Raw genomic sequence first — 18,919 nt, 5'->3', positions numbered from 1 at the left:
CTACACGGCATCCGGGCATGCAATCGTATTGAATCCCTATACCTGGGAATCCGGCTGAAAGTTTTCTGCAGCCTGTAATGTGAACTCCTCTGCATACATGCAGTACATCAATGTATTACTGTAGCATCCAGATTGTTTTAGCATAGCTTTCGCCGCATGTCTCCTGGTGTCTCGCTTCAGCATGACCCAGGTCGCCTTCCGTTGCGAGAATTGTTATGTACGCGTAATCTGTCGGGAAAATTACAGCCCTGGAGTTAAATTTATGCAAGCGCGAGTGAAGTGGGTTGAAGGGTTAACCTTCATCGGTGAGTCGGCTTCTGGTCACCAGATTCTGATGGACGGCAATTCCGGGGATAAAGCGCCCAGCCCAATGGAAATGGTTCTGATGGCGGCAGGCGGATGCAGCGCGATCGATGTGGTTTCCATATTGCAGAAGGGCCGTCATAACGTTACCAACTGCGAAGTTAAGCTGACTTCTGAGCGTCGCGAAGAGGCTCCGCGTCTGTTTACCCATATCAATCTGCATTTTATCGTGACCGGTAAAGAACTGAAGGACGCTGCCGTGTCTCGCGCGGTCGACCTGTCGGCGGAAAAGTATTGTTCCGTCGCGCTGATGCTTGAGAAAGCGGTAAACATTACCCACTCTTATGAAGTGATCGAAGGGTAAGCCGAAAGGGCCCCGGCCGGCAAACGCGTCACCGGGGTTTTGACCGTTAGCTTATTTTCCTGCCTTCCATCAGGCGCTCAACCAGCGGCGCCATGATCAGTTCCATCGCCAGCCCCATTTTCCCGCCCGGTACCACCAGCGTATTCATATGCGAGATAAACGAGCCCTGCAGCATCGCCAGAAGCCAGGGGAAATCGATATTTTTTAGATTACGGAAATGGATAACGACAAAGCTTTCATCCAGCGAAGGGATGGCTTTGGCCGCAAACGGGTTGGACGTATCCACCGTCGGTACGCGCTGGAAGTTGAGGTGGGTGCGCGAAAACTGCGGGGTGATAAAGTTGATGTAGTCTTCCATCGAACGGACCACGGAATCCATCACCGCCTCACGAGAGTGGCCGCGTTCGCTGGTGTCGCGAATAAGCTTCTGGATCCACTCAAGATTGACGATGGGCACCACGCCAACCAGCAGGTCGACATGGTTTGCTACGTTATGCTGCGGCGTCACCACGCCGCCGTGCAGGCCTTCATAAAACAGGACGTCAGTCGGTTCGGGCAGCGGCTGCCAGGGCGTGAAGGTCCCCGGAACCTGATTCCACGGCACGGCCTCGTCATAGGTATGTAAATACTTGCGCGACTGGCCTTTGCCGCTTTGCCCATATTCGGCGAACGTGTGTTCCAGCAGGCCGAAGTCGTTAGCCTCGGGGCCAAAGTAGCTGATATGTTTGCCCTGATCGCGCGCTTTACGGATCGCCATGTCCATTTCCGGACGGGTATAGCGGTGAAAGCTATCGCCTTCAACTTCGGCGGCGTGCAGATTAAGCTGGGCGAAGATTTTGCGAAAGGCGAGGCTGGTGGTCGTGGTTCCCGCGCCGCTGGAGCCCGTGACGGCAATCACCGGATGTTTGGCAGACATAACAACTCCCAGAGTAAACGATAGTGTGTGCCGCCTTAGCCGTGAAACTGCTTGCGGGGCATAATGTTCACCGTCTCGTGCAGTTCTGACCACACCAGCACGGCTTCTCCGCTTTTCAACTGCAGTTTAACATCAGCGACTTTATCCGTCAGCGAACGTTCATGTTCACCATAATCGGTGCCTTCACGTAATACAAAACTTTCGATCAGGTTATCCAGCGTTTCGGGATCGAGATCTTGCCAGGGAATGATCATATTTGCGCTCCTAACCAACGGGTTAGCCAATCCGGAATTCTTTTTTCAAGCCACATTTCCGGCTTACGCAGCGTGCCGCCGACGAAACCCACGTGCCCGCCGTGCTCCGTGAGCTGATATTCGACATTCGCCGGCAGCTGTTCCTGCGGGGGAATCGAGTGGTGATCCATAAAGGGATCGTCCTTCGCGTGAATAATCAGCGTGGGCTTAGTGATATCGCTTAAGCGCGGCATGGCGCTACATTGGCGATAATAGTCCAGCGCATCGGCAAAGCCGTGGATCCTGGCCGTGATGCTATCGTCAAATTCGCGAATACGGCGCATGCTTTTTAGCTGGCGTAAATCGACGGGCAGAGAGCCGGGATAGGCTTTTAGCTTACGCGCGGCGTTGGCTTTCAGCAGGTTGAGCAGATAGCGCTGATAAACGCGGGAGAAACCTTTGTCCATATGATAGCTACAGGCCTCCAGCATAAACGGCGCCGAGACGATAACCGCGGCATCAACGGGAATTGCGTCGCCCTCTTTTGCCAGCAGGCAGCCCAGCATATTGCCCCCGAGCGAATATCCCACCGCGGCGGTGGGGGCCGTGCCGTACTCGCGCTGGAGCCAGCGCAGAAACCAGGAGCCATCTTCCGTTTCGCCCGAGTGGTAGATGCGGTTATTCCGGTTGGGTTCGCCGCTACAGCCGCGAAAGTGCATCACCACGCCCAGCCAGCCGCGCTGCATGGCCGCATGGATAAGTCCGTGGGCGTAAGGGCTGTGCAGACTGCCCTCCAGGCCATGAAACACCACCAGGCGTGGTTTATGACGCGCCTGCGAAGGGTCTTCGCTCCACGCCAGATCGATAAAGTCGCCGTCCGGCAATTCCAGACGCTGCCAGTGGGGAGTAAAGCGGAGTTTGCGACGGATTAGCCGCGGCAACATGGTTTGCAAATGACGATTGCCTAAGCCGCGCATCGGATGAAACTGCTGCGAGTCGTCTTCAGGGGGCGTCATTTCTGTAGGAGTGATATCAACCATAGCACCAGAGCAATAAATAATCTTTATAACATACTATACCGCGCATGAAGTGCGCAGGTTAGCCCATATGTGGCCTTGCGGCTAATCGGTCAGCAGGTTACGTGAAAAGAGATGAAAATCGACGCCGGATTTACGCCGCCATAGCCGCGCTTTGCGCGCGCCGGTTGCCGCTGTTTCCCCGGTCTCTTCAAACATTCCGGAGGCTTCGAAGCGGCGAATCAGGCTTTTGCGTTGAATCGGCTGACCAAGGATGATTTCCGTGGCTTCCAGCAGCTGACCATGGGTAAAGGTCTCCGGCAGACAGTAAACCGGCAGTAAAGAGTACATCGTTTTTTGGCGTAAGCGGTGCAGACCGGCGTCGATGATCTTTTGATGATCGAAAGCCAGCGAATAGCTATCCAGCTGCGCCACCGGCACCCAGCGGGCATCGCTGACGCTGGCGATATGCGGCTGACAATCTACCCATGAGATTAACGCAAACCAGGCGATAGTCAGGCTCCAGCCGCGCGGATCGCGATCCGGCCCGGAAAAGGTGTCGAGCTGCTCCAGCCATGACGGTGAAATCCCGGTTTTTTCCGTGAGCTTACGTAGCGCCGTGGCGCGGGTTGAATCATCGTGCGCCAGATCGATAAAGCCGCCGGGTAGCCCCCACGCCCCCTGCTGCGGCGGATGAGCGCGCTCAACCAGCAGAACGCATAGCGCCCCTTCATACAGGGTAAACAGGACGCTATCGACGGTCACCAGCGGCGAGGGAAAGCGGCTGGCATCGTATTGGCTGAGGTATTCGGCATCGGTGGTCATAGAGCGCTCGCAGCGGAAAAGAACGCTGACAAGTGTACCAGCCCCTTCCTGAGCAGCAAGTCTCTATTTTTGTTATTATTTTTCAATAGCCTAATCCATTTTTCCGCTTAAATGACATTTAACACTTGCATCATATGTGTCTTAGGGACATTATTGATTGTGTCTTAGAGACACAATTTAATGAGCGGAGGTCACCATGAGCGAAAAATTTACCCTGGAACTGGATGATGAGGCGTTTACGCTTGCCAGCGGCGTCTTTCCCGATGGCGCTGTGTGGCTGAAGGTGACCGATCAATTACCGCCTTCCGCCCGTTTGATGCGCATCCGGGCGGTTACTCTGCGCGATATGAACGATTTTATGCTGCTGGCGCAGCTGGTGGAGGCCGTGCGTCATGTTACCGACGTGGCGTTTAGCCATCTGGAACTGCCGTGGCTGCCGTGGGCGCGTCAGGATCGCCATATGGTGCCGGGAGACAGCTTTGCTCTGAAGGTCTTCGCTCGGCAGCTTAATACCCTTGGCTTTGACAAAGTCGTGGTGCTTGACCCGCATAGCGATGCCGCGGCGGCGGCAGTCAATAATATGGTTGCGGTTGCCCAGCAGCACTGTCTTCTGCAGAGCGCCGTTCTGCGTCAGGCTATTGCTACCGGGGAGCTGATGCTGGTGGCGCCGGATGCCGGCGCGCTCAAGAAGATTCACCCTGTGGCTAAAGCCTGCGGCGCCGGAGAGTTCGCGATCCTCGGTAAAGAGCGTGACCTTGCCAGCGGCGCGTTAACCAGTTTTTCCCTGCTGGCCGGTGATGTCGCGGGGAAAGCGGTGCTTATTGTTGACGACCTGTGCGACGCTGGCGGCACCTTTATCGGCTCGGCGCAGGTGCTGCGCGAGGCGGGCGCCCGCAGCGTGAGTCTGTACGTCACCCACGGTATTTTTTCCAAAGGCGTAGAGCATCTGTTGAATAACGGCATCGATGCCGTTTACGCCACCACCTCTTTGACTTCTCCTGCCCTGGCTCACCCGCAGCTGGAGCTTATCGATATAGACGCTATCTACCGCGCACATTGGGGATAATATGATGAAAATAAATCCGATTCTGGCTATTGATGGTTATAAAGTTTCCCATCGCGTGCAGTATCCGCAGGGGACTACGAAGGTCTACTCAAACTTTACTCCGCGCAGCGATCGTTTTTTCCAGTCGCCGCAGGCCGACGGCAAGCTGGTATTTTTCGGCCTGCAGGGGTTTCTGCAGTGGTTCCTGGTCGATCTGTTTAACGAGGCGTTTTTCGCCCGCCCGGAAGAGGAGGTCGTCAACGAGTATAAGCAGGTGATGGACGGCTATCTGGGGCGCGATACGGTTGGGGTGGAGCCTGTTCGTGCTCTGCATCGGCTTGGCTATTTACCGCTGCATATCAAAGCGCTCGATGAAGGTACCAAGGTGCCGATGAAAGTACCGGTGCTGACCATCACCAATACGCAACCTGAGTTCTTCTGGCTGGTGAACTATCTGGAGACGGTGCTTTCGGCGGAGCTGTGGAAAGCGTCAACCAACGCGACCATTGCCCACCACTATCGCCTGATTTGCGAACGCTGGGCGGAGAAAACCTGTAGCGATCTGACGCACCTTGATTTCCAATGTCACGACTTTTCGTTTCGGGGGATGTCCGGGCTGCACGACACTGCGCAGTCGGGCTGCGGACATCTGGCCAGTTTCAAAGGTACCGATAGCCTGCCTTCGCTGCTGTATGCCCGGGATTATTACACTCGCGGTGAAGATGAGCTTATCGGCGCCAGCATTCCGGCCACGGAACACAGCGTGATGTGTATGGGCGAGCGCGAGCGGGAAATTGAAACCTTTCGCCGGCTGATTACCGAAGTCCACCCGCAGGGTTTCGTCTCTATCGTCTCGGATACCTGGGATTACTGGCAGGTGCTGACCGAATACACCCGCGAGCTGAAGGCGATAATTATGCGGCGCCAGGGGCGAGTCGTATTCCGTCCGGACAGCGGCGATCCGGTGGCTATTCTGTGCGGAACGGCGGCTGACGACGACACCCGCAGCGAGCGCAGCGCCGAGGAGAAAGGCTCCGTTGAAGTACTGTGGGAAATCTTCGGCGGTACGATTAACGAAAAAGGATACAAGGTACTGGATCCGCATGTCGGCCTGATTTACGGCGATTCCATTACTCTCGCCAGAGCGGATGAGATCCTGCGTCGCCTGGAAGCGAAAGGCTTTGCCAGCGCTAACGTGGTGTTCGGCGTGGGTTCCTTTACCTACCAGTACAACACCCGCGATACCTTCGGCTTCGCGATGAAGGCGACCTGGGGGGAGGTGAACGGCGAGGGAAGAGCCCTCTTTAAGGAGCCGAAAACCGATAATGGCCTCAAACGTTCGGCGCGTGGTCTGCTGCGCGTGGAACGCGACGCCGTGGGGGAACTGCAGCTGTACGATGGGCAAACGCTGGAGCAGGAGCAGCAGGGCGAGTTAAAAACGCGCTTTCTGGATGGCAAGCTGTACGGCTATGCCTCGCTGTCGCAGATCCGCGCCCGGCTGGCGGCGCAGCGTTAAGCGGCGGGGAGTGGGATTAAAAAAGGCGGGCGTTCCCGCCTTTTGGTACTGCATCATGCCGTTAGCCTTCCTGGAGCATCTGCTCCAGCTGTTCCTGGGCATCCAGCCAGGCCATCTCACACTCTTCCAGCCCGGACTTCGCGCTAGCCTGCTGCTGTAAACACGCGGTGAGTTCCGCTTTGCGGCTTTGATCGTATAATTCGCTGTCGCCCAGCTTCTCTTCCGCCTGCGCCAGCTGCGCGTTGAACTTCTCCATCTCTTTTTCCAGGCGGGCAATCTCTTTGCGCAGCGGTTGGGTTTGCGTACGCAGCTCGGCTTCCCGGCGTTTCTGATCTTTACGCGCCTGGGCGCTGTTGCCGTTTTCCTTCGGCTCTTCTGAGGCCTGGTTTTCCTGTTTTTGCGTGTCGCTCAGCCACTGCTGGTAGTCTTCAAGATCGCCGTCGAAAGGTTCGACTTTGCTATCGTGCACCAGATAAAGGTCGTCGGTGGTGGAGCGAATCAGATGGCGGTCGTGCGAAACCACCACCAGCGCGCCTTCAAAATCGATTAACGCTTCGGTTAGCGCCTGACGCATATCGAGATCGAGGTGGTTGGTGGGTTCATCAAGCAGCAGCAGATTTGGCCGTTGCCAGACGATTAACGCCAGCACCAGGCGCGCTTTCTCGCCGCCGGAGAAACGCTGCGTCTGTTCGTTGACCTTATCGCTCTGGAAGCCGAAACCGCCCAGATAGTCGCGCAGTTTCTGCTCTAACTCCTGCGGCGCGAGGCGGGCAAGATGCTGCAGCGGGGATTCATCCGCGCGCAGGAATTCCAGCTGATGCTGAGCGAAGTAACCAAGCTTGATGCCTTTCGCCAGACCAATCTCACCGTGCAGCGGCTGTAGCTCACCGGCCAGCAGTTTAATCAGCGTCGATTTACCGGCGCCGTTGCGCCCCAGCAGACCAATGCGCGAACCGGGAACCAGATTCAGCTTGATTGAGTCGAGAATCACCCGCTCTCCATAGCCGGCGCTAACCTTTTCCATCTTCAGCAGCGGATTGGGCAGGCTTTCCGGCGCGCGGAAGCTAAAGTGGAACGGGTTATCCACGTGGGCAGGCGCGATGAGCTCCATGCGCTCGAGCATTTTGATACGGCTTTGCGCCTGTTTAGCTTTGGTGGCTTTAGCGCGAAAACGGTCGATGTAGCTCTGCAAATGCGCGACGCGCAGCTGCTGGCTTTCGTACATCGACTGTTGCTGCGAAAGGCGGGTCGCGCGCTGCACTTCAAATGAGCTGTAGTTGCCGGTGTACTCGAACATCGTTTGCTGTTCGATATGGATAATTTTGTCGACGATCGGATCGAGAAAGTCGCGATCGTGGGAGATCAGAATCAGGGTCCCCGGGTAGCCTTTGAGCCACTTCTCCAGCCAGATGACCGCGTCGAGATCGAGGTGGTTAGTCGGTTCATCAAGCAGCAGCAGATCGGAACGGCAAATCAGCGCCTGAGCAAGGTTAAGGCGCATACGCCAGCCGCCGGAAAAGTCGCTCACCGGTCTTTCAAGCTGTTCGTTGCTGAAACCGAGTCCGTGGAGCAGGCTGGCCGCGCGTGAGCGGATGGTCCAGGCGTCGATGGCGTCCAGCTTACCGTGTACCGTCGCGATGGCGTGACCGTCATTGCGTTCGTTGGCCGCGTGCAGATCCGCCTCCAGCTTGCGGAATTCGCGATCGCCATCAATAACATAGTCAATAGCCGGCTGCGCAAGCGCAGGTGTTTCCTGGTTAACCCAGGCCAGCTGCCAGCTGCCGGGGAAGGTCATCGAGCCGCCGTCGGCGCTAATCTCGTTTTTCAAAAGCGAAAGCAGCGTGGATTTACCGCAGCCGTTTTTACCCACCAGGCCGACTTTTTGCCCTGGGTTGATGGTAGCGGTGGCGTTGTCCAGCAGGACGCGTACGCCGCGACGAATTTGTAAGGAGGAGAAAACAATCATAAGGCGCCGTATGTTCTGACTATGTTAATTTGTCATTATGATAATGTAGTGTGGAGCGAATCGCTCAACCGGGCCGCAATGGTAGCCCAAAATGAAGATGATACACAAAGTCATTCTGGTTGCGTCGGGACGCAGCCGCTGCACAGGCCGCCAGAAGACGTTCGGGAGGGGAAAGATGTCTCAGACAGCGAAAGTTTTGCTGCTGTATGCCCACCCAGAATCTCAGGATTCCGTGGCCAACCGGGTTTTGCTTGAACCGGCCTTACAGTTGTCGAATGTGACCGTGCACGATCTCTACGCGCACTATCCGGATTTTTTTATTGATATCGCCTGGGAGCAGGATCTCCTGCGCCAGCATGAGGTGATTGTTTTCCAGCATCCGCTCTATACCTGGAGCTGCCCGGCGCTGATGAAAGAGTGGCTGGACAGGGTGCTCAGCCGCGGCTTCGCCAGCGGGGCGGGAGGGAATCAGCTGGCGGGAAAGTACTGGCGTAGCGTCATTACTACCGGCGAGCCGGAGAGCGCCTACCGGCGCGATGCCCATCGTTATCCGATGAATGACATTCTCCGCCCTTTTGAATTGACTGCCGGCATGTGCCGTATGCACTGGATGAGCCCGATTATCGTCTACTGGGCGCGTCGGCAATCTCCCGAAGACCTGAAAAGCCGCGCTCGCGCCTACCGCGATTGGCTGGCTAATCCTGTAACGGCTGGAGGTCCAAATGGCGGGAGCTGATTTACTGCTGGCCGGGGTGTTATTTCTGTTTGCCGCCGTGGTGGCGGTACCGCTGGCGGCGAGGCTGGGTATTGGCGCCGTACTGGGGTATCTGCTGGCCGGTATCGCCATCGGCCCCTGGGGATTAGGGTTCATCAGCGATGTGGATGAAATTCTTCACTTCTCAGAATTAGGCGTCGTCTTTCTGATGTTTATCATCGGACTGGAGCTGAATCCGTCCAAACTGTGGCGGCTGAGAAGCTCCATTTTCGGCGTCGGGGCCGCTCAGGTCGCCTTCAGCGCGCTCATTCTTGGCGGTTTGCTTATGCTGAGCGACTTCTCATGGCGCGCTGCGGTGGTCGGCGGGATTGGGCTGGCGATGTCTTCCACCGCGATGGCGCTGCAGCTGATGCGTGAGAAGGGCATGAGCCGCAGCGAATCCGGACAGCTGGGTTTCTCCGTATTGCTGTTTCAGGATCTGGCCGTGATCCCGGCCCTGGCGCTGGTTCCATTGCTTGCGGGTTCTGGTGACGACCATTTTAACTGGCTCACCATAGGGATGAAGGTATTGGCTTTCGGCGGAATGCTGGTCGGCGGGCGTTATCTGCTGAGGCCGGTATTTCGTTTTATCGCCGGATCCGGCGTGCGGGAAGTCTTCACCGCCGCGACGCTACTGTTGGTGCTCGGATCGGCTTTGTTTATGGATGCGCTCGGTTTGTCGATGGCGCTGGGGACCTTTATCGCCGGCGTTCTGCTGGCAGAGAGTGAGTATCGCCACGAGCTGGAAATCGCCATCGATCCGTTTAAAGGGCTTCTCCTCGGTCTGTTCTTTATTTCCGTTGGCATGGCGCTGAATCTTGGAGTGCTTTATACCCATTTGCTGTGGGTTGTGGTCAGCGTCGCAGTGCTGGTGACGGTAAAAGGTCTCGTCCTGTATCTTCTGGCGCGGGTATACGGCCTGCGCAGTTCGGAACGGGTGCAGTTTGCCGGCGTGCTGAGCCAGGGAGGGGAATTCGCCTTTGTGCTGTTTTCACTCCCCGCTTCGCTTCGTCTGTTTCAAAACGATCAGATGGCCCTGTTGCTGGTGACGGTGACGTTGTCGATGATGACCACGCCGCTGCTGATGACGCTCATCGATAAAGTGCTTTCGCGGCGATTGAATCAACCCGAAGAAGAGGGTGAGGCGCCGTGGGTTGAAGATGACAAACCGCAGGTCATTATCGTGGGTTTTGGTCGTTTCGGTCAGGTGATCGGCCGTCTGCTGATGGCGAACAAAATGCGTATCACGGTACTGGAGCGCGATATCAGCGCGGTCAATCTGATGCGTAAATATGGCTATAAAGTCTATTTTGGCGATGCGACGCAGCTGGAGCTCCTGCGCTCAGCGGGAGCCGAAGACGCGCAGTCGATCGTAATTACCTGTAACGAGCCGGAAGATACCATGAAGCTGGTGGAGATGTGTCAACAACACTTTCCACATCTGCATATTCTGGCGCGAGCGCGGGGACGCGTTGAGGCCCATGAGCTGCTGCAGGCGGGAGTGGCGCAATTTTCTCGCGAAACCTTCTCCAGCGCGCTGGAGCTGGGACGAAAAGCGCTGATCTCGCTGGGCATGCATCCCCATCAGGCGCAGCGCGCTCAGCTGCACTTTCGGCGCCTTGATATGCGGATGCTACGCGAGTTAATGCCGGTGCATAGTGATACCCTGCAGATATCCCGCGTGCGGGAAGCCAGACGCGAGCTGGAGGAGATCTTTCAGCGTGAGATGCAAAAAGAGAGCAGGCAGTTAGACGGCTGGGATGAATTTGAATAAAGGTAAATAATATGGCTGTGCGTAAACGTTTTATTGCCGGTGCGAAATGTCCGGCGTGCCAGGCTCAGGATTCACTGGCGATGTGGCGTGAGAATAATGTCGATATTGTTGAGTGCGTTAAGTGCGGGCACCAGATGCGTGAGGCGGATAAAGAGGTTCGCGAGCATGTTCGCAAAGAAGAGCAAGTGATAGGCATTTTTCATCCGGACTAGCGTTATCTATCGGCTTTTTTTAAGCTAGAGGGTACACGGCTGCAGAATTCCGCTACAATCTGCGCCACTATTCTTCCCATGCTCAGGAGATATCATGAAAGTAGCAAAAGACCTGGTGGTCAGCCTGGCCTATCAGGTACGTACAGAAGACGGTGTGTTGGTTGATGAGTCTCCGGTAAGCGCGCCGCTTGACTACCTGCATGGTCACGGTTCCCTGATTTCCGGCCTGGAAAACGCGCTGGACGGCCACGACGTAGGCGACAAATTTGACGTCGAAGTCGGCGCTAACGACGCGTACGGTCAGTACGACGAAAACCTGGTTCAGCGCGTACCTAAAGATGTATTTATGGGCGTTGATGAGCTGCAGGTGGGCATGCGCTTCCTGGCGGAAACCGATCAGGGTCCGGTACCGGTAGAAATCACCGAAGTGGGTGACGAACACGTTGTTGTTGACGGTAACCACATGCTGGCTGGTCAGAATCTGAAGTTCAACGTTGAAGTCGTCGCGATTCGCGAAGCAACGGCGGAAGAGCTGGAGCATGGTCATGTACACGGTGCTCACGGCCACGATCATGGCCACGACCACGATCACGACGGTTGCTGCGGCGGTCACGGCCATGACCATGGCCACGAACACGGCAAAGGCGGTTGCGGCGGTAACGGCGGCTGCGGTTGTCATTAATTCCGCTACGCTCGCGTTGCGGAATAGAAAAAAGCGGGGAGACCCGCTTTTTTTACGTCTTAATAATGCGGAGGAGGCGTTTCTTCCGCCTGTGAAGCCATGTGGGATGGCTGAGTCGCTTTCAATTTTTCCACCATCAGGCGCATATGTTCGCGCATCCTTGCCATTTCTATCTCGTGGGCGGTGACGGTTTTGTTGAGGTCTTCAATAGTGATTTCCTGAAACGCCAGTCTGCTCTCCAGCTCCGCAAGGCGAGTCTCTAAAGTGCTATCGTGCATGAGTAACCTCTTCTGTCTTATCCTGCGGGCGGATTCTACTGAAGTTTCAGCATCCGCGCAGCATCGTTACGTCTGACGGGAAACTAATTCATACAAAAATAGTCTGAAATGAGGCGATATTCAGGTACGTCTGTATGTTGATTTGTTCTGCAACGTTCTATAGTACGTTTTTTGTTTTTTACGATAACCCTGGGGTGAGATGCCCCGGCCCTGGAGAAATGGATGAAATCACTGTTTAAAGTAACGCTGCTGGCGACCACAATGGCCGTCGCCCTGAATGCACCGCTGAGCTTCGCTGCTGAGACGACAGCGAAAGCGGCACCCGCAACGGACAGCAAATCGGCATTCAAAAATGACGATCAGAAATCTGCTTATGCGCTGGGTGCATCGCTGGGACGTTACATGGAAAACTCCCTGAAAGAACAAGAAAAACTGGGCATCAAATTAGATAAAGATCAGCTGATCGCCGGTGTTCAGGACGCTTTTGCTGATAAGAGCAAACTGTCCGATCAGGAGATCGAACAGACTCTGCAGACGTTTGAAACCCGCGTAAAAACGGCTGCTCAGCAGAAAATGGAAAAAGACGCATCTGAGAATGAAGCGAAAGGCAAAGCTTACCGTGACGCCTTTGCGAAAGAGAAAGGCGTGAAAACCTCTAAATCTGGCCTGCTCTACAAAGTCGAAAAAGCGGGTACCGGTGAAGCGCCGAAAGACAGCGATACCGTTGTGGTTAACTACAAAGGTACGCTTATCGACGGTAAAGAGTTTGATAACTCCTACACCCGCGGCGAGCCGCTTTCCTTCCGCCTGGACGGCGTGATCCCAGGCTGGACCGAAGGCCTGAAGAACATCAAGAAAGGCGGTAAAATCCAGCTGGTCATTCCACCGGATCTGGCTTACGGCAAAACCGGCGTACCGGGCATCCCGGCGAACTCTACTCTGGTATTTGATGTAGAGCTGCTGGATATTAAACCGGCCCCGAAAGCGGATGCCAAGCCTGAAGCAGCCGCTGAAGCCCCTGCCGCTGACGCTAAGAAGTAATCGGTTTTAAGCCGCCGCCTCCAGGGGCGGCGGCTTTTTTATTGCGGGCAGATATAATTAAAACTGGAAAGAACCTCAGGCGCTGTATTACTTTAGATAGATTAATAATGATGATGAGCCTGCCCTGACGATAACGACAGGCTCCTGAAAAGGAGTGCTTTTTTTCATGTCCAGGTCGCTTTTAACCAACGAGACCAGTGAGCTTGATTTACTGGATCAACGTCCTTTTGACCAGACCGACTTCGATATCCTCAAATCCTATGAAGCGGTAGTGGACGGGTTAGCGATGCTCATCGGTTCCCACTGTGAAATCGTATTGCACTCATTGCAGGACTTAAAATGTTCCGCTATTCGTATCGCCAACGGTGAACACACCGGCCGACAAATCGGCTCGCCAATTACCGACCTTGCGCTGCGCATGCTGCACGATATGACTGGAGCCGATAGCAGCGTTTCCAAATGCTATTTTACCCGCGCAAAAAGCGGTGTGCTGATGAAATCGGTCACAATCGCCATCCGCAACCGTGACCATCGGGTTATCGGCCTGCTGTGCATCAACATGAATCTTGATGTGCCGTTCTCACAAATAATGAGCACCTTTATTCCGCCGGAAACGACGGAGGTAAACTCGCAGGTCAACTTTGCTTCATCGGTTGACGATCTGGTTGCCCAGACGCTTGAGTTCACAATTGAAGAGGTGAACGCTGACCGTAACGTTTCTAACAACGCCAAAAATCGGCAGATCGTCCTGAACCTCTATGAGAAAGGGATCTTTGATATCAAGGATGCCATTAACCAGGTAGCCGATCGGCTGAACATCTCTAAGCACACGGTTTATCTCTACATTCGTCAGTTCAAAAGCGGAGATTTCCAGGGGCTGGATAAATAATGCGCTTTGCCATTACGGTGACGGGCCCCGCTTACGGTACCCAGCAGGCCAGCAGCGCATTACAGTTTGCCCGCGCCGTTTTGCAGGAGGGGCACGAGCTGCTCAGCATCTTTTTCTATCGTGAAGGCGTCTACAACGCGAATCAGCTTACGGCTCCCGCCAGCGACGAGTTTGATCTGGTTCGGGCCTGGCAGGCGCTGCATGAGAAGCACGCTGTTTCCTTGCATATCTGTGTAGCCGCAGCTTTACGCCGTGGAATCACTGATGAACAGGAGGCCAGGCAGCTGAGTTTGCCTGCGCATAATTTGCAGCCGGGTTTTACCTTGAGTGGCTTGGGCGCGCTGGCGGAAGCCGCGTTAACCTGCGATCGCATGGTGCAGTTCTGATGAAACGCGTAGCCTTTATTTTTTCGTCTGCGCCCCATGGTTCAGCATCGGGCAGGGAAGGGCTGGATGCCCTGCTGGCAACCTCAGCCCTGACGGAAGAGATCGGCGTTTTCTTCGTGGGCGATGGCGTATTTCAGCTGCTTTCAGAGCAGCGGCCTGCCGCGGTGCTGGCGCGCGACTATATCTCTACCTTCAAACTCTTATCGCTATACGATATCGAACAGTGCTGGATTTGCGCTGCTTCAGCACGGGAGCGCGGCCTGAATTCTGCTACGCCGTGGGTCGTTGACGGTGAATGGCTGGAGCCAGAGGCTCTGCGCGCCCGGCTTGATGATTTTAACGTGATACTGCGTTTCTGAGGCCTGAATGCTCCATACGCTAAGCACTTCCCCCTGGCACGCTGATATGGCGACGATGCGCCGTTTGATAAAAGAGGGTGACGATCTTCTCCTGCTGTCGGACGGCGTTATCGCCGCCATCGCGGAAGGGCGTTTCCTTGAAATCCTGCAATCTGCCCCCATTTCTATCTACGCTCTGCAAGAAGATATCGAAGCCCGCGGGCTGGCTGGTCAAATTGCGGACAGCGTCATCAGGGTTAGCTATACTGAGTTCGTCAGACTGACCGTCAAACATACGGGTCAGTTGGCCTGGTAATGGCGGGATTGTTGTATATTTCTTGACACCTTTTCGGCACCGCCCTAAAATTCTGCGTCCTCATATTATATGAGGCGATTTATTACGTGTTTACGAAGCAAAAGCTAAAACCAGGAGCTATTTAATGGCAACAATTAACCAGCTGGTACGCAAACCACGCGCGCGCAAAGTTGCAAAGAGCAACGTGCCGGCGCTGGAAGCCTGCCCGCAGAAACGTGGCGTATGTACTCGTGTATATACCACCACTCCTAAGAAACCTAACTCCGCACTGCGTAAAGTTTGCCGTGTGCGTCTGACTAACGGTTTCGAAGTCACCTCCTACATCGGTGGTGAAGGTCACAACCTGCAGGAGCACTCCGTGATCCTGATCCGTGGCGGTCGTGTTAAAGACCTTCCGGGTGTTCGTTACCACACCGTTCGTGGTGCGCTTGACTGCTCCGGCGTTAAAGACCGTAAGCAAGCTCGCTCCAAGTATGGCGTGAAGCGTCCTAAGGCTTAATGGTTCTCCGTTAAGTAAGGCCAAACGTTTTATATTAATGTCAAACTAAACTCTTAGAGTTTTGGACAATCCTGAATTAACAACGGAGTATTTCCATGCCACGTCGTCGCGTCATTGGTCAGCGTAAAATCCTGCCGGATCCTAAGTTCGGATCAGAACTGCTGGCTAAATTTGTAAATATCCTGATGGTAGATGGTAAAAAATCTACTGCAGAAGCAATCGTATACAGCGCGCTGGAGACCCTGGCTCAGCGCTCTGGTAAAAATGAACTGGAAGCTTTCGAAGTCGCTCTCGACAACGTGCGCCCGACTGTAGAAGTTAAGTCTCGCCGCGTTGGTGGTTCTACTTATCAGGTTCCAGTTGAAGTCCGTCCGGTTCGTCGTAATGCTCTGGCAATGCGTTGGATCGTTGAAGCTGCTCGTAAACGTGGTGATAAATCCATGGCTCTGCGTCTGGCGAACGAACTCTCTGATGCTGCAGACAACAAAGGTACTGCAGTTAAGAAACGTGAAGACGTTCACCGTATGGCAGAAGCCAACAAGGCGTTCGCACACTACCGTTGGTAATCCCTTCGGAGTCATAGTCACCAGACGGGCGCTTCAGGTAAGTCGCCCGTTTTGGATAACTTAACTGAACGCCTAAAGAAATAACGAGGAATCAAATGGCTCGTACAACACCCATCGCACGCTACCGTAACATCGGTATCAGTGCGCACATCGACGCCGGTAAAACTACTACTACCGAACGTATTCTGTTCTACACCGGTGTAAACCACAAAATCGGTGAAGTTCATGACGGCGCTGCCACCATGGACTGGATGGAACAGGAGCAGGAGCGTGGTATTACTATCACCTCCGCAGCGACTACTGCATTCTGGTCAGGTATGGCTAAGCAGTATGAACCGCATCGCGTAAACATCATCGACACCCCGGGGCACGTTGACTTCACTATCGAAGTAGAACGTTCCATGCGTGTGCTTGATGGTGCAGTAATGGTTTACTGCGCAGTTGGTGGTGTTCAGCCTCAGTCTGAAACCGTATGGCGTCAGGCAAACAAATATAAAGTTCCGCGCATTGCGTTCGTTAACAAAATGGACCGTATGGGTGCGAACTTCCTGAAAGTTGTTGGTCAGATCAAAACCCGTCTGGGCGCGAACCCTGTTCCGCTGCAGCTGGCGATTGGCGCTGAAGAAGCGTTCACCGGTGTTGTTGACCTGGTGAAAATGAAAGCCATCAACTGGAACGAAGAAGATGCAGGTGTAACCTTCACTTACGAAGATATCCCGGCAGACATGCAGGAACTGGCCGAAGAATGGCACCAGAACCTGATCGAGTCCGCTGCTGAAGCTTCTGAAGAGCTGATGGAGAAATACCTGGGTGGTGAAGAACTGACTGAAGAAGAGATTAAAACTGCTCTGCGTCAGCGCGTTCTGAACAACGAAATCATCCTGGTAACCTGTGGTTCTGCGTTCAAGAACAAAGGTGTTCAGGCGATGCTGGATGCGGTAGTTGACTACCTGCCATCCCCGGTTGACGTACCTGCGATCAACGGTATCCTGGACGACGGTAAAGATACTCCGGCTGAGCGTCACGCTAGCGATGATGAGCCGTTTGCTGCTCTGGCATTCAAAATCGCTACCGACCCGTTCGTGGGTAACCTGACCTTCTTCCGCGTGTACTCCGGTGTGGTTAACTCTGGTGATACCATCCTGAACTCCGTGAAAGCTGCACGTGAGCGTTTCGGTCGTATCGTACAGATGCACGCTAACAAACGTGAAGAGATCAAAGAAGTTCGCGCGGGCGATATCGCTGCTGCTATCGGTCTGAAAGACGTAACTACGGGTGACACTCTGTGCGATCCTAATGCGCCGATCATTCTGGAGCGTATGGAATTCCCTGAGCCGGTAATCTCTATCGCTGTTGAACCGAAAACCAAAGCTGACCAGGAAAAAATGGGTCTGGCTCTGGGCCGTCTGGCTAAAGAAGACCCGTCTTTCCGCGTATGGACTGACGAAGAATCTAACCAGACTATCATCGCCGGTATGGGTGAGCTGCACCTCGACATCATCGTTGACCGTATGAAGCGTGAATTCAACGTTGAAGCGAACGTCGGTAAACCTCAGGTTGCTTACCGTGAAGCGATTCGCGCGAAAGTTACCGATATCGAAGGTAAACACGCTAAACAGTCTGGTGGTCGCGGTCAGTATGGTCACGTCGTTATCGACATGTACCCGCTGGAGCCGGGCTCTAACCCGAAAGGTTATGAGTTCATCAACGACATCAAAGGTGGTGTAATTCCTGGCGAATACATCCCGGCCGTTGATAAAGGCATCCAGGAGCAGCTGAAAGCGGGTCCTCTGGCTGGTTACCCGGTAGTTGATCTGGGCGTGCGTCTGCACTTCGGTTCTTACCACGACGTTGACTCCTCTGAACTGGCGTTTAAACTGGCCGCTTCTATTGCCTTTAAAGATGGCTTTAAGAAAGCGAAACCAGTTCTGCTTGAGCCGATCATGAAGGTTGAAGTAGAAACTCCGGAAGAGAACACTGGTGACGTTATCGGTGACCTTAGCCGTCGTCGCGGTATGCTGCGCGGTCAGGAATCCAACGTGACTGGCGTTGTGATCCACGCTGAAGTTCCGCTGTCTGAAATGTTCGGATATGCAACTCAGCTGCGTTCTCTGACCAAAGGTCGTGCTTCTTACTCCATGGAGTTCCTGAAGTATGATGATGCGCCGAACAACGTTGCTCAGGCCGTAATCGAAGCCCGTGGTAAATAAGCCGCAGGGTTAAAACCAAAGTCCCGTGCTCTCTCCAGAAGGGGAGAGCACTATAGTAAGGAATATAGCCGTGTCTAAAGAAAAATTTGAACGTACAAAACCGCACGTCAACGTCGGTACTATCGGCCACGTTGACCATGGTAAAACTACTCTGACCGCTGCAATCACTACCGTTCTGGCTAAAACCTACGGTGGTTCCGCTCGTGCATTCGACCAGATCGATAACGCGCCGGAAGAAAAAGCTCGTGGTATCACCATCAACACCTCTCACGTTGAATATGACACCCCGACTCGCCACTACGCGCACGTAGACTGCCCGGGCCACGCCGACTATGTTAAAAACATGATCACCGGTGCTGCGCAGATGGACGGCGCGATCCTGGTTGTTGCTGCGACTGACGGCCCGATGCCGCAGACTCGTGAGCACATCCTGCTGGGTCGTCAGGTAGGCGTTCCGTACATCATCGTGTTCCTGAACAAATGCGACATGGTTGATGACGAAGAGCTGCTGGAACTGGTTGAAATGGAAGTTCGTGAACTTCTGTCTCAGTACGATTTCCCGGGCGACGACACCCCGATCGTTCGTGGTTCCGCTCTGAAAGCGCTGGAAGGCGACGCAGACTGGGAAGCGAAAATCATCGAACTGGCTGGCTACCTGGATTCTTACATCCCGGAACCAGAGCGTGCGATTGACAAGCCGTTCCTGCTGCCGATCGAAGACGTATTCTCCATCTCCGGTCGTGGTACCGTTGTTACCGGTCGTGTAGAGCGCGGTATCATCAAAGTTGGC

At 54.5% G+C, this 18,919-nt stretch carries 22 protein-coding genes; 16 read left to right on the top strand and 6 right to left on the bottom strand.

The window, feature by feature from the left end; all coding sequences use genetic code 11:
* Nucleotides 1-262 precede the first annotated feature (262 nt).
* Entirely contained in the window at nt 263-667 is a 405-nt protein-coding gene (locus KOSB73_RS28535; protein ID WP_004106401.1) for an OsmC family protein, read from the top strand.
* 46 nt (nt 668-713) lie between these two features.
* On the opposite strand, the gene KOSB73_RS28530 is transcribed toward KOSB73_RS28535, so the two are convergent.
* The 4 genes from KOSB73_RS28530 to KOSB73_RS28515 all read right to left on the bottom strand — a co-directional run bounded on the left by KOSB73_RS28530 (nt 714) and on the right by KOSB73_RS28515 (nt 3,657).
* Complete coding sequence (locus KOSB73_RS28530) at nt 714-1,583, bottom strand: phosphoribulokinase (RefSeq protein WP_004138395.1); 870 nt, start codon at nt 1,581-1,583, stop codon at nt 714-716.
* A gap of 35 nt (nt 1,584-1,618) precedes the next feature.
* A complete protein-coding gene (locus KOSB73_RS28525; RefSeq protein ID WP_004138396.1) occupies nt 1,619-1,837 on the bottom strand; it encodes a YheU family protein in 219 nt (72 codons plus the stop codon).
* Nucleotides 1,834-2,793, bottom strand: a complete 960-nt coding sequence (locus KOSB73_RS28520) for a hydrolase (protein ID WP_236039638.1) — start codon at nt 2,791-2,793, stop codon at nt 1,834-1,836. The genes KOSB73_RS28525 and KOSB73_RS28520 overlap by 4 nt, the downstream gene beginning before the upstream one ends.
* 144 nt (nt 2,794-2,937) lie before the next feature.
* The gene (locus KOSB73_RS28515) at nt 2,938-3,657 is read right to left on the bottom strand and encodes an NUDIX hydrolase (RefSeq protein WP_049087550.1); all 720 of its coding nucleotides are present in this window, start codon (nt 3,655-3,657) and stop codon (nt 2,938-2,940) included.
* A 196-nt stretch (nt 3,658-3,853) separates the two neighbouring features.
* Here KOSB73_RS28515 and prs point away from each other — a divergent pair, with 196 nt between their 5' ends.
* Together prs and KOSB73_RS28505 are read left to right on the top strand one after the other, a co-directional pair.
* The gene (gene prs, locus KOSB73_RS28510; protein ID WP_049087549.1) at nt 3,854-4,723 is read left to right on the top strand and encodes a ribose-phosphate diphosphokinase; all 870 of its coding nucleotides are present in this window, start codon (nt 3,854-3,856) and stop codon (nt 4,721-4,723) included.
* A gap of 4 nt (nt 4,724-4,727) precedes the next feature.
* Complete coding sequence (locus KOSB73_RS28505) at nt 4,728-6,218, top strand: nicotinate phosphoribosyltransferase (RefSeq protein ID WP_004138401.1); 1,491 nt, start codon at nt 4,728-4,730, stop codon at nt 6,216-6,218.
* 61 nt (nt 6,219-6,279) lie between these two features.
* Here the strand turns inward: KOSB73_RS28505 and KOSB73_RS28500 are convergent, their stop codons facing one another.
* The gene (locus tag KOSB73_RS28500; RefSeq protein WP_049087548.1) at nt 6,280-8,184 is read right to left on the bottom strand and encodes an ABC transporter ATP-binding protein; all 1,905 of its coding nucleotides are present in this window, start codon (nt 8,182-8,184) and stop codon (nt 6,280-6,282) included.
* Between the two features lie 175 nt (nt 8,185-8,359).
* Here KOSB73_RS28500 and kefG point away from each other — a divergent pair, with 175 nt between their 5' ends.
* The 4 genes from kefG to slyD all read left to right on the top strand — a co-directional run bounded on the left by kefG (nt 8,360) and on the right by slyD (nt 11,606).
* Entirely contained in the window at nt 8,360-8,920 is a 561-nt protein-coding gene (kefG, locus tag KOSB73_RS28490; RefSeq protein ID WP_004138406.1) for a glutathione-regulated potassium-efflux system ancillary protein KefG, read from the top strand.
* Nucleotides 8,907-10,712 carry a glutathione-regulated potassium-efflux system protein KefB gene (kefB, locus tag KOSB73_RS28485; RefSeq protein WP_004125954.1) on the top strand — a complete coding sequence of 602 codons (1,806 nt, stop codon included), beginning with the start codon at nt 8,907-8,909 and terminating at the stop codon, nt 10,710-10,712. Before kefG ends, kefB begins: the two co-directional genes overlap by 14 nt.
* An 11-nt stretch (nt 10,713-10,723) precedes the next feature.
* Nucleotides 10,724-10,924, top strand: coding sequence for a YheV family putative zinc ribbon protein (locus tag KOSB73_RS28480; protein WP_004106389.1), 201 nt, complete (start codon nt 10,724-10,726; stop codon nt 10,922-10,924).
* A 94-nt stretch (nt 10,925-11,018) separates the two neighbouring features.
* The gene (slyD, locus tag KOSB73_RS28475; RefSeq protein ID WP_004125951.1) at nt 11,019-11,606 is read left to right on the top strand and encodes a peptidylprolyl isomerase; all 588 of its coding nucleotides are present in this window, start codon (nt 11,019-11,021) and stop codon (nt 11,604-11,606) included.
* A 59-nt stretch (nt 11,607-11,665) separates the two neighbouring features.
* On the opposite strand, the gene KOSB73_RS28470 is transcribed toward slyD, so the two are convergent.
* The gene (locus KOSB73_RS28470) at nt 11,666-11,884 is read right to left on the bottom strand and encodes a protein SlyX (RefSeq protein ID WP_004106384.1); all 219 of its coding nucleotides are present in this window, start codon (nt 11,882-11,884) and stop codon (nt 11,666-11,668) included.
* Nucleotides 11,885-12,106: 222 nt separating this feature from the next.
* Between KOSB73_RS28470 and fkpA the strand changes: the two genes are divergently transcribed.
* The 9 genes from fkpA to KOSB73_RS28425 all read left to right on the top strand — a co-directional run.
* Nucleotides 12,107-12,925, top strand: a complete 819-nt coding sequence (gene fkpA / locus KOSB73_RS28465) for an FKBP-type peptidyl-prolyl cis-trans isomerase (protein ID WP_004125943.1) — start codon at nt 12,107-12,109, stop codon at nt 12,923-12,925.
* A 166-nt stretch (nt 12,926-13,091) separates the two neighbouring features.
* Entirely contained in the window at nt 13,092-13,814 is a 723-nt protein-coding gene (locus tag KOSB73_RS28460; RefSeq protein WP_004106380.1) for a helix-turn-helix transcriptional regulator, read from the top strand.
* The gene (tusD, locus tag KOSB73_RS28455; RefSeq protein WP_098141358.1) at nt 13,814-14,200 is read left to right on the top strand and encodes a sulfurtransferase complex subunit TusD; all 387 of its coding nucleotides are present in this window, start codon (nt 13,814-13,816) and stop codon (nt 14,198-14,200) included. Before KOSB73_RS28460 ends, tusD begins: the two co-directional genes overlap by 1 nt.
* Entirely contained in the window at nt 14,200-14,559 is a 360-nt protein-coding gene (gene tusC / locus KOSB73_RS28450) for a sulfurtransferase complex subunit TusC (RefSeq protein WP_049087547.1), read from the top strand. Before tusD ends, tusC begins: the two co-directional genes overlap by 1 nt.
* A 7-nt stretch (nt 14,560-14,566) precedes the next feature.
* Entirely contained in the window at nt 14,567-14,854 is a 288-nt protein-coding gene (gene tusB / locus KOSB73_RS28445) for a sulfurtransferase complex subunit TusB (protein WP_049087546.1), read from the top strand.
* Nucleotides 14,855-14,978: 124 nt separating this feature from the next.
* Nucleotides 14,979-15,353: a 30S ribosomal protein S12 gene (gene rpsL, locus KOSB73_RS28440; protein WP_002920115.1), complete on the top strand. Its 375-nt coding sequence runs from the start codon at nt 14,979-14,981 to the stop codon at nt 15,351-15,353.
* A gap of 95 nt (nt 15,354-15,448) precedes the next feature.
* Nucleotides 15,449-15,919, top strand: a complete 471-nt coding sequence (rpsG, locus tag KOSB73_RS28435; RefSeq protein WP_004106370.1) for a 30S ribosomal protein S7 — start codon at nt 15,449-15,451, stop codon at nt 15,917-15,919.
* 95 nt (nt 15,920-16,014) lie between these two features.
* A complete protein-coding gene (gene fusA / locus KOSB73_RS28430) occupies nt 16,015-18,129 on the top strand; it encodes an elongation factor G (RefSeq protein WP_004115957.1) in 2,115 nt (704 codons plus the stop codon).
* Nucleotides 18,130-18,199: 70 nt separating this feature from the next.
* The coding region (locus KOSB73_RS28425; RefSeq protein WP_133116586.1) for an elongation factor Tu at nt 18,200-18,919 on the top strand (720 nt) is incomplete at its 3' end.

Origin of the sequence: Klebsiella grimontii (assembly GCF_900200035.1) — a bacterium.
GTDB lineage: Bacteria > Pseudomonadota > Gammaproteobacteria > Enterobacterales > Enterobacteriaceae > Klebsiella > Klebsiella grimontii.
This window is presented reverse-complemented; position numbering and strand designations above follow the sequence as displayed.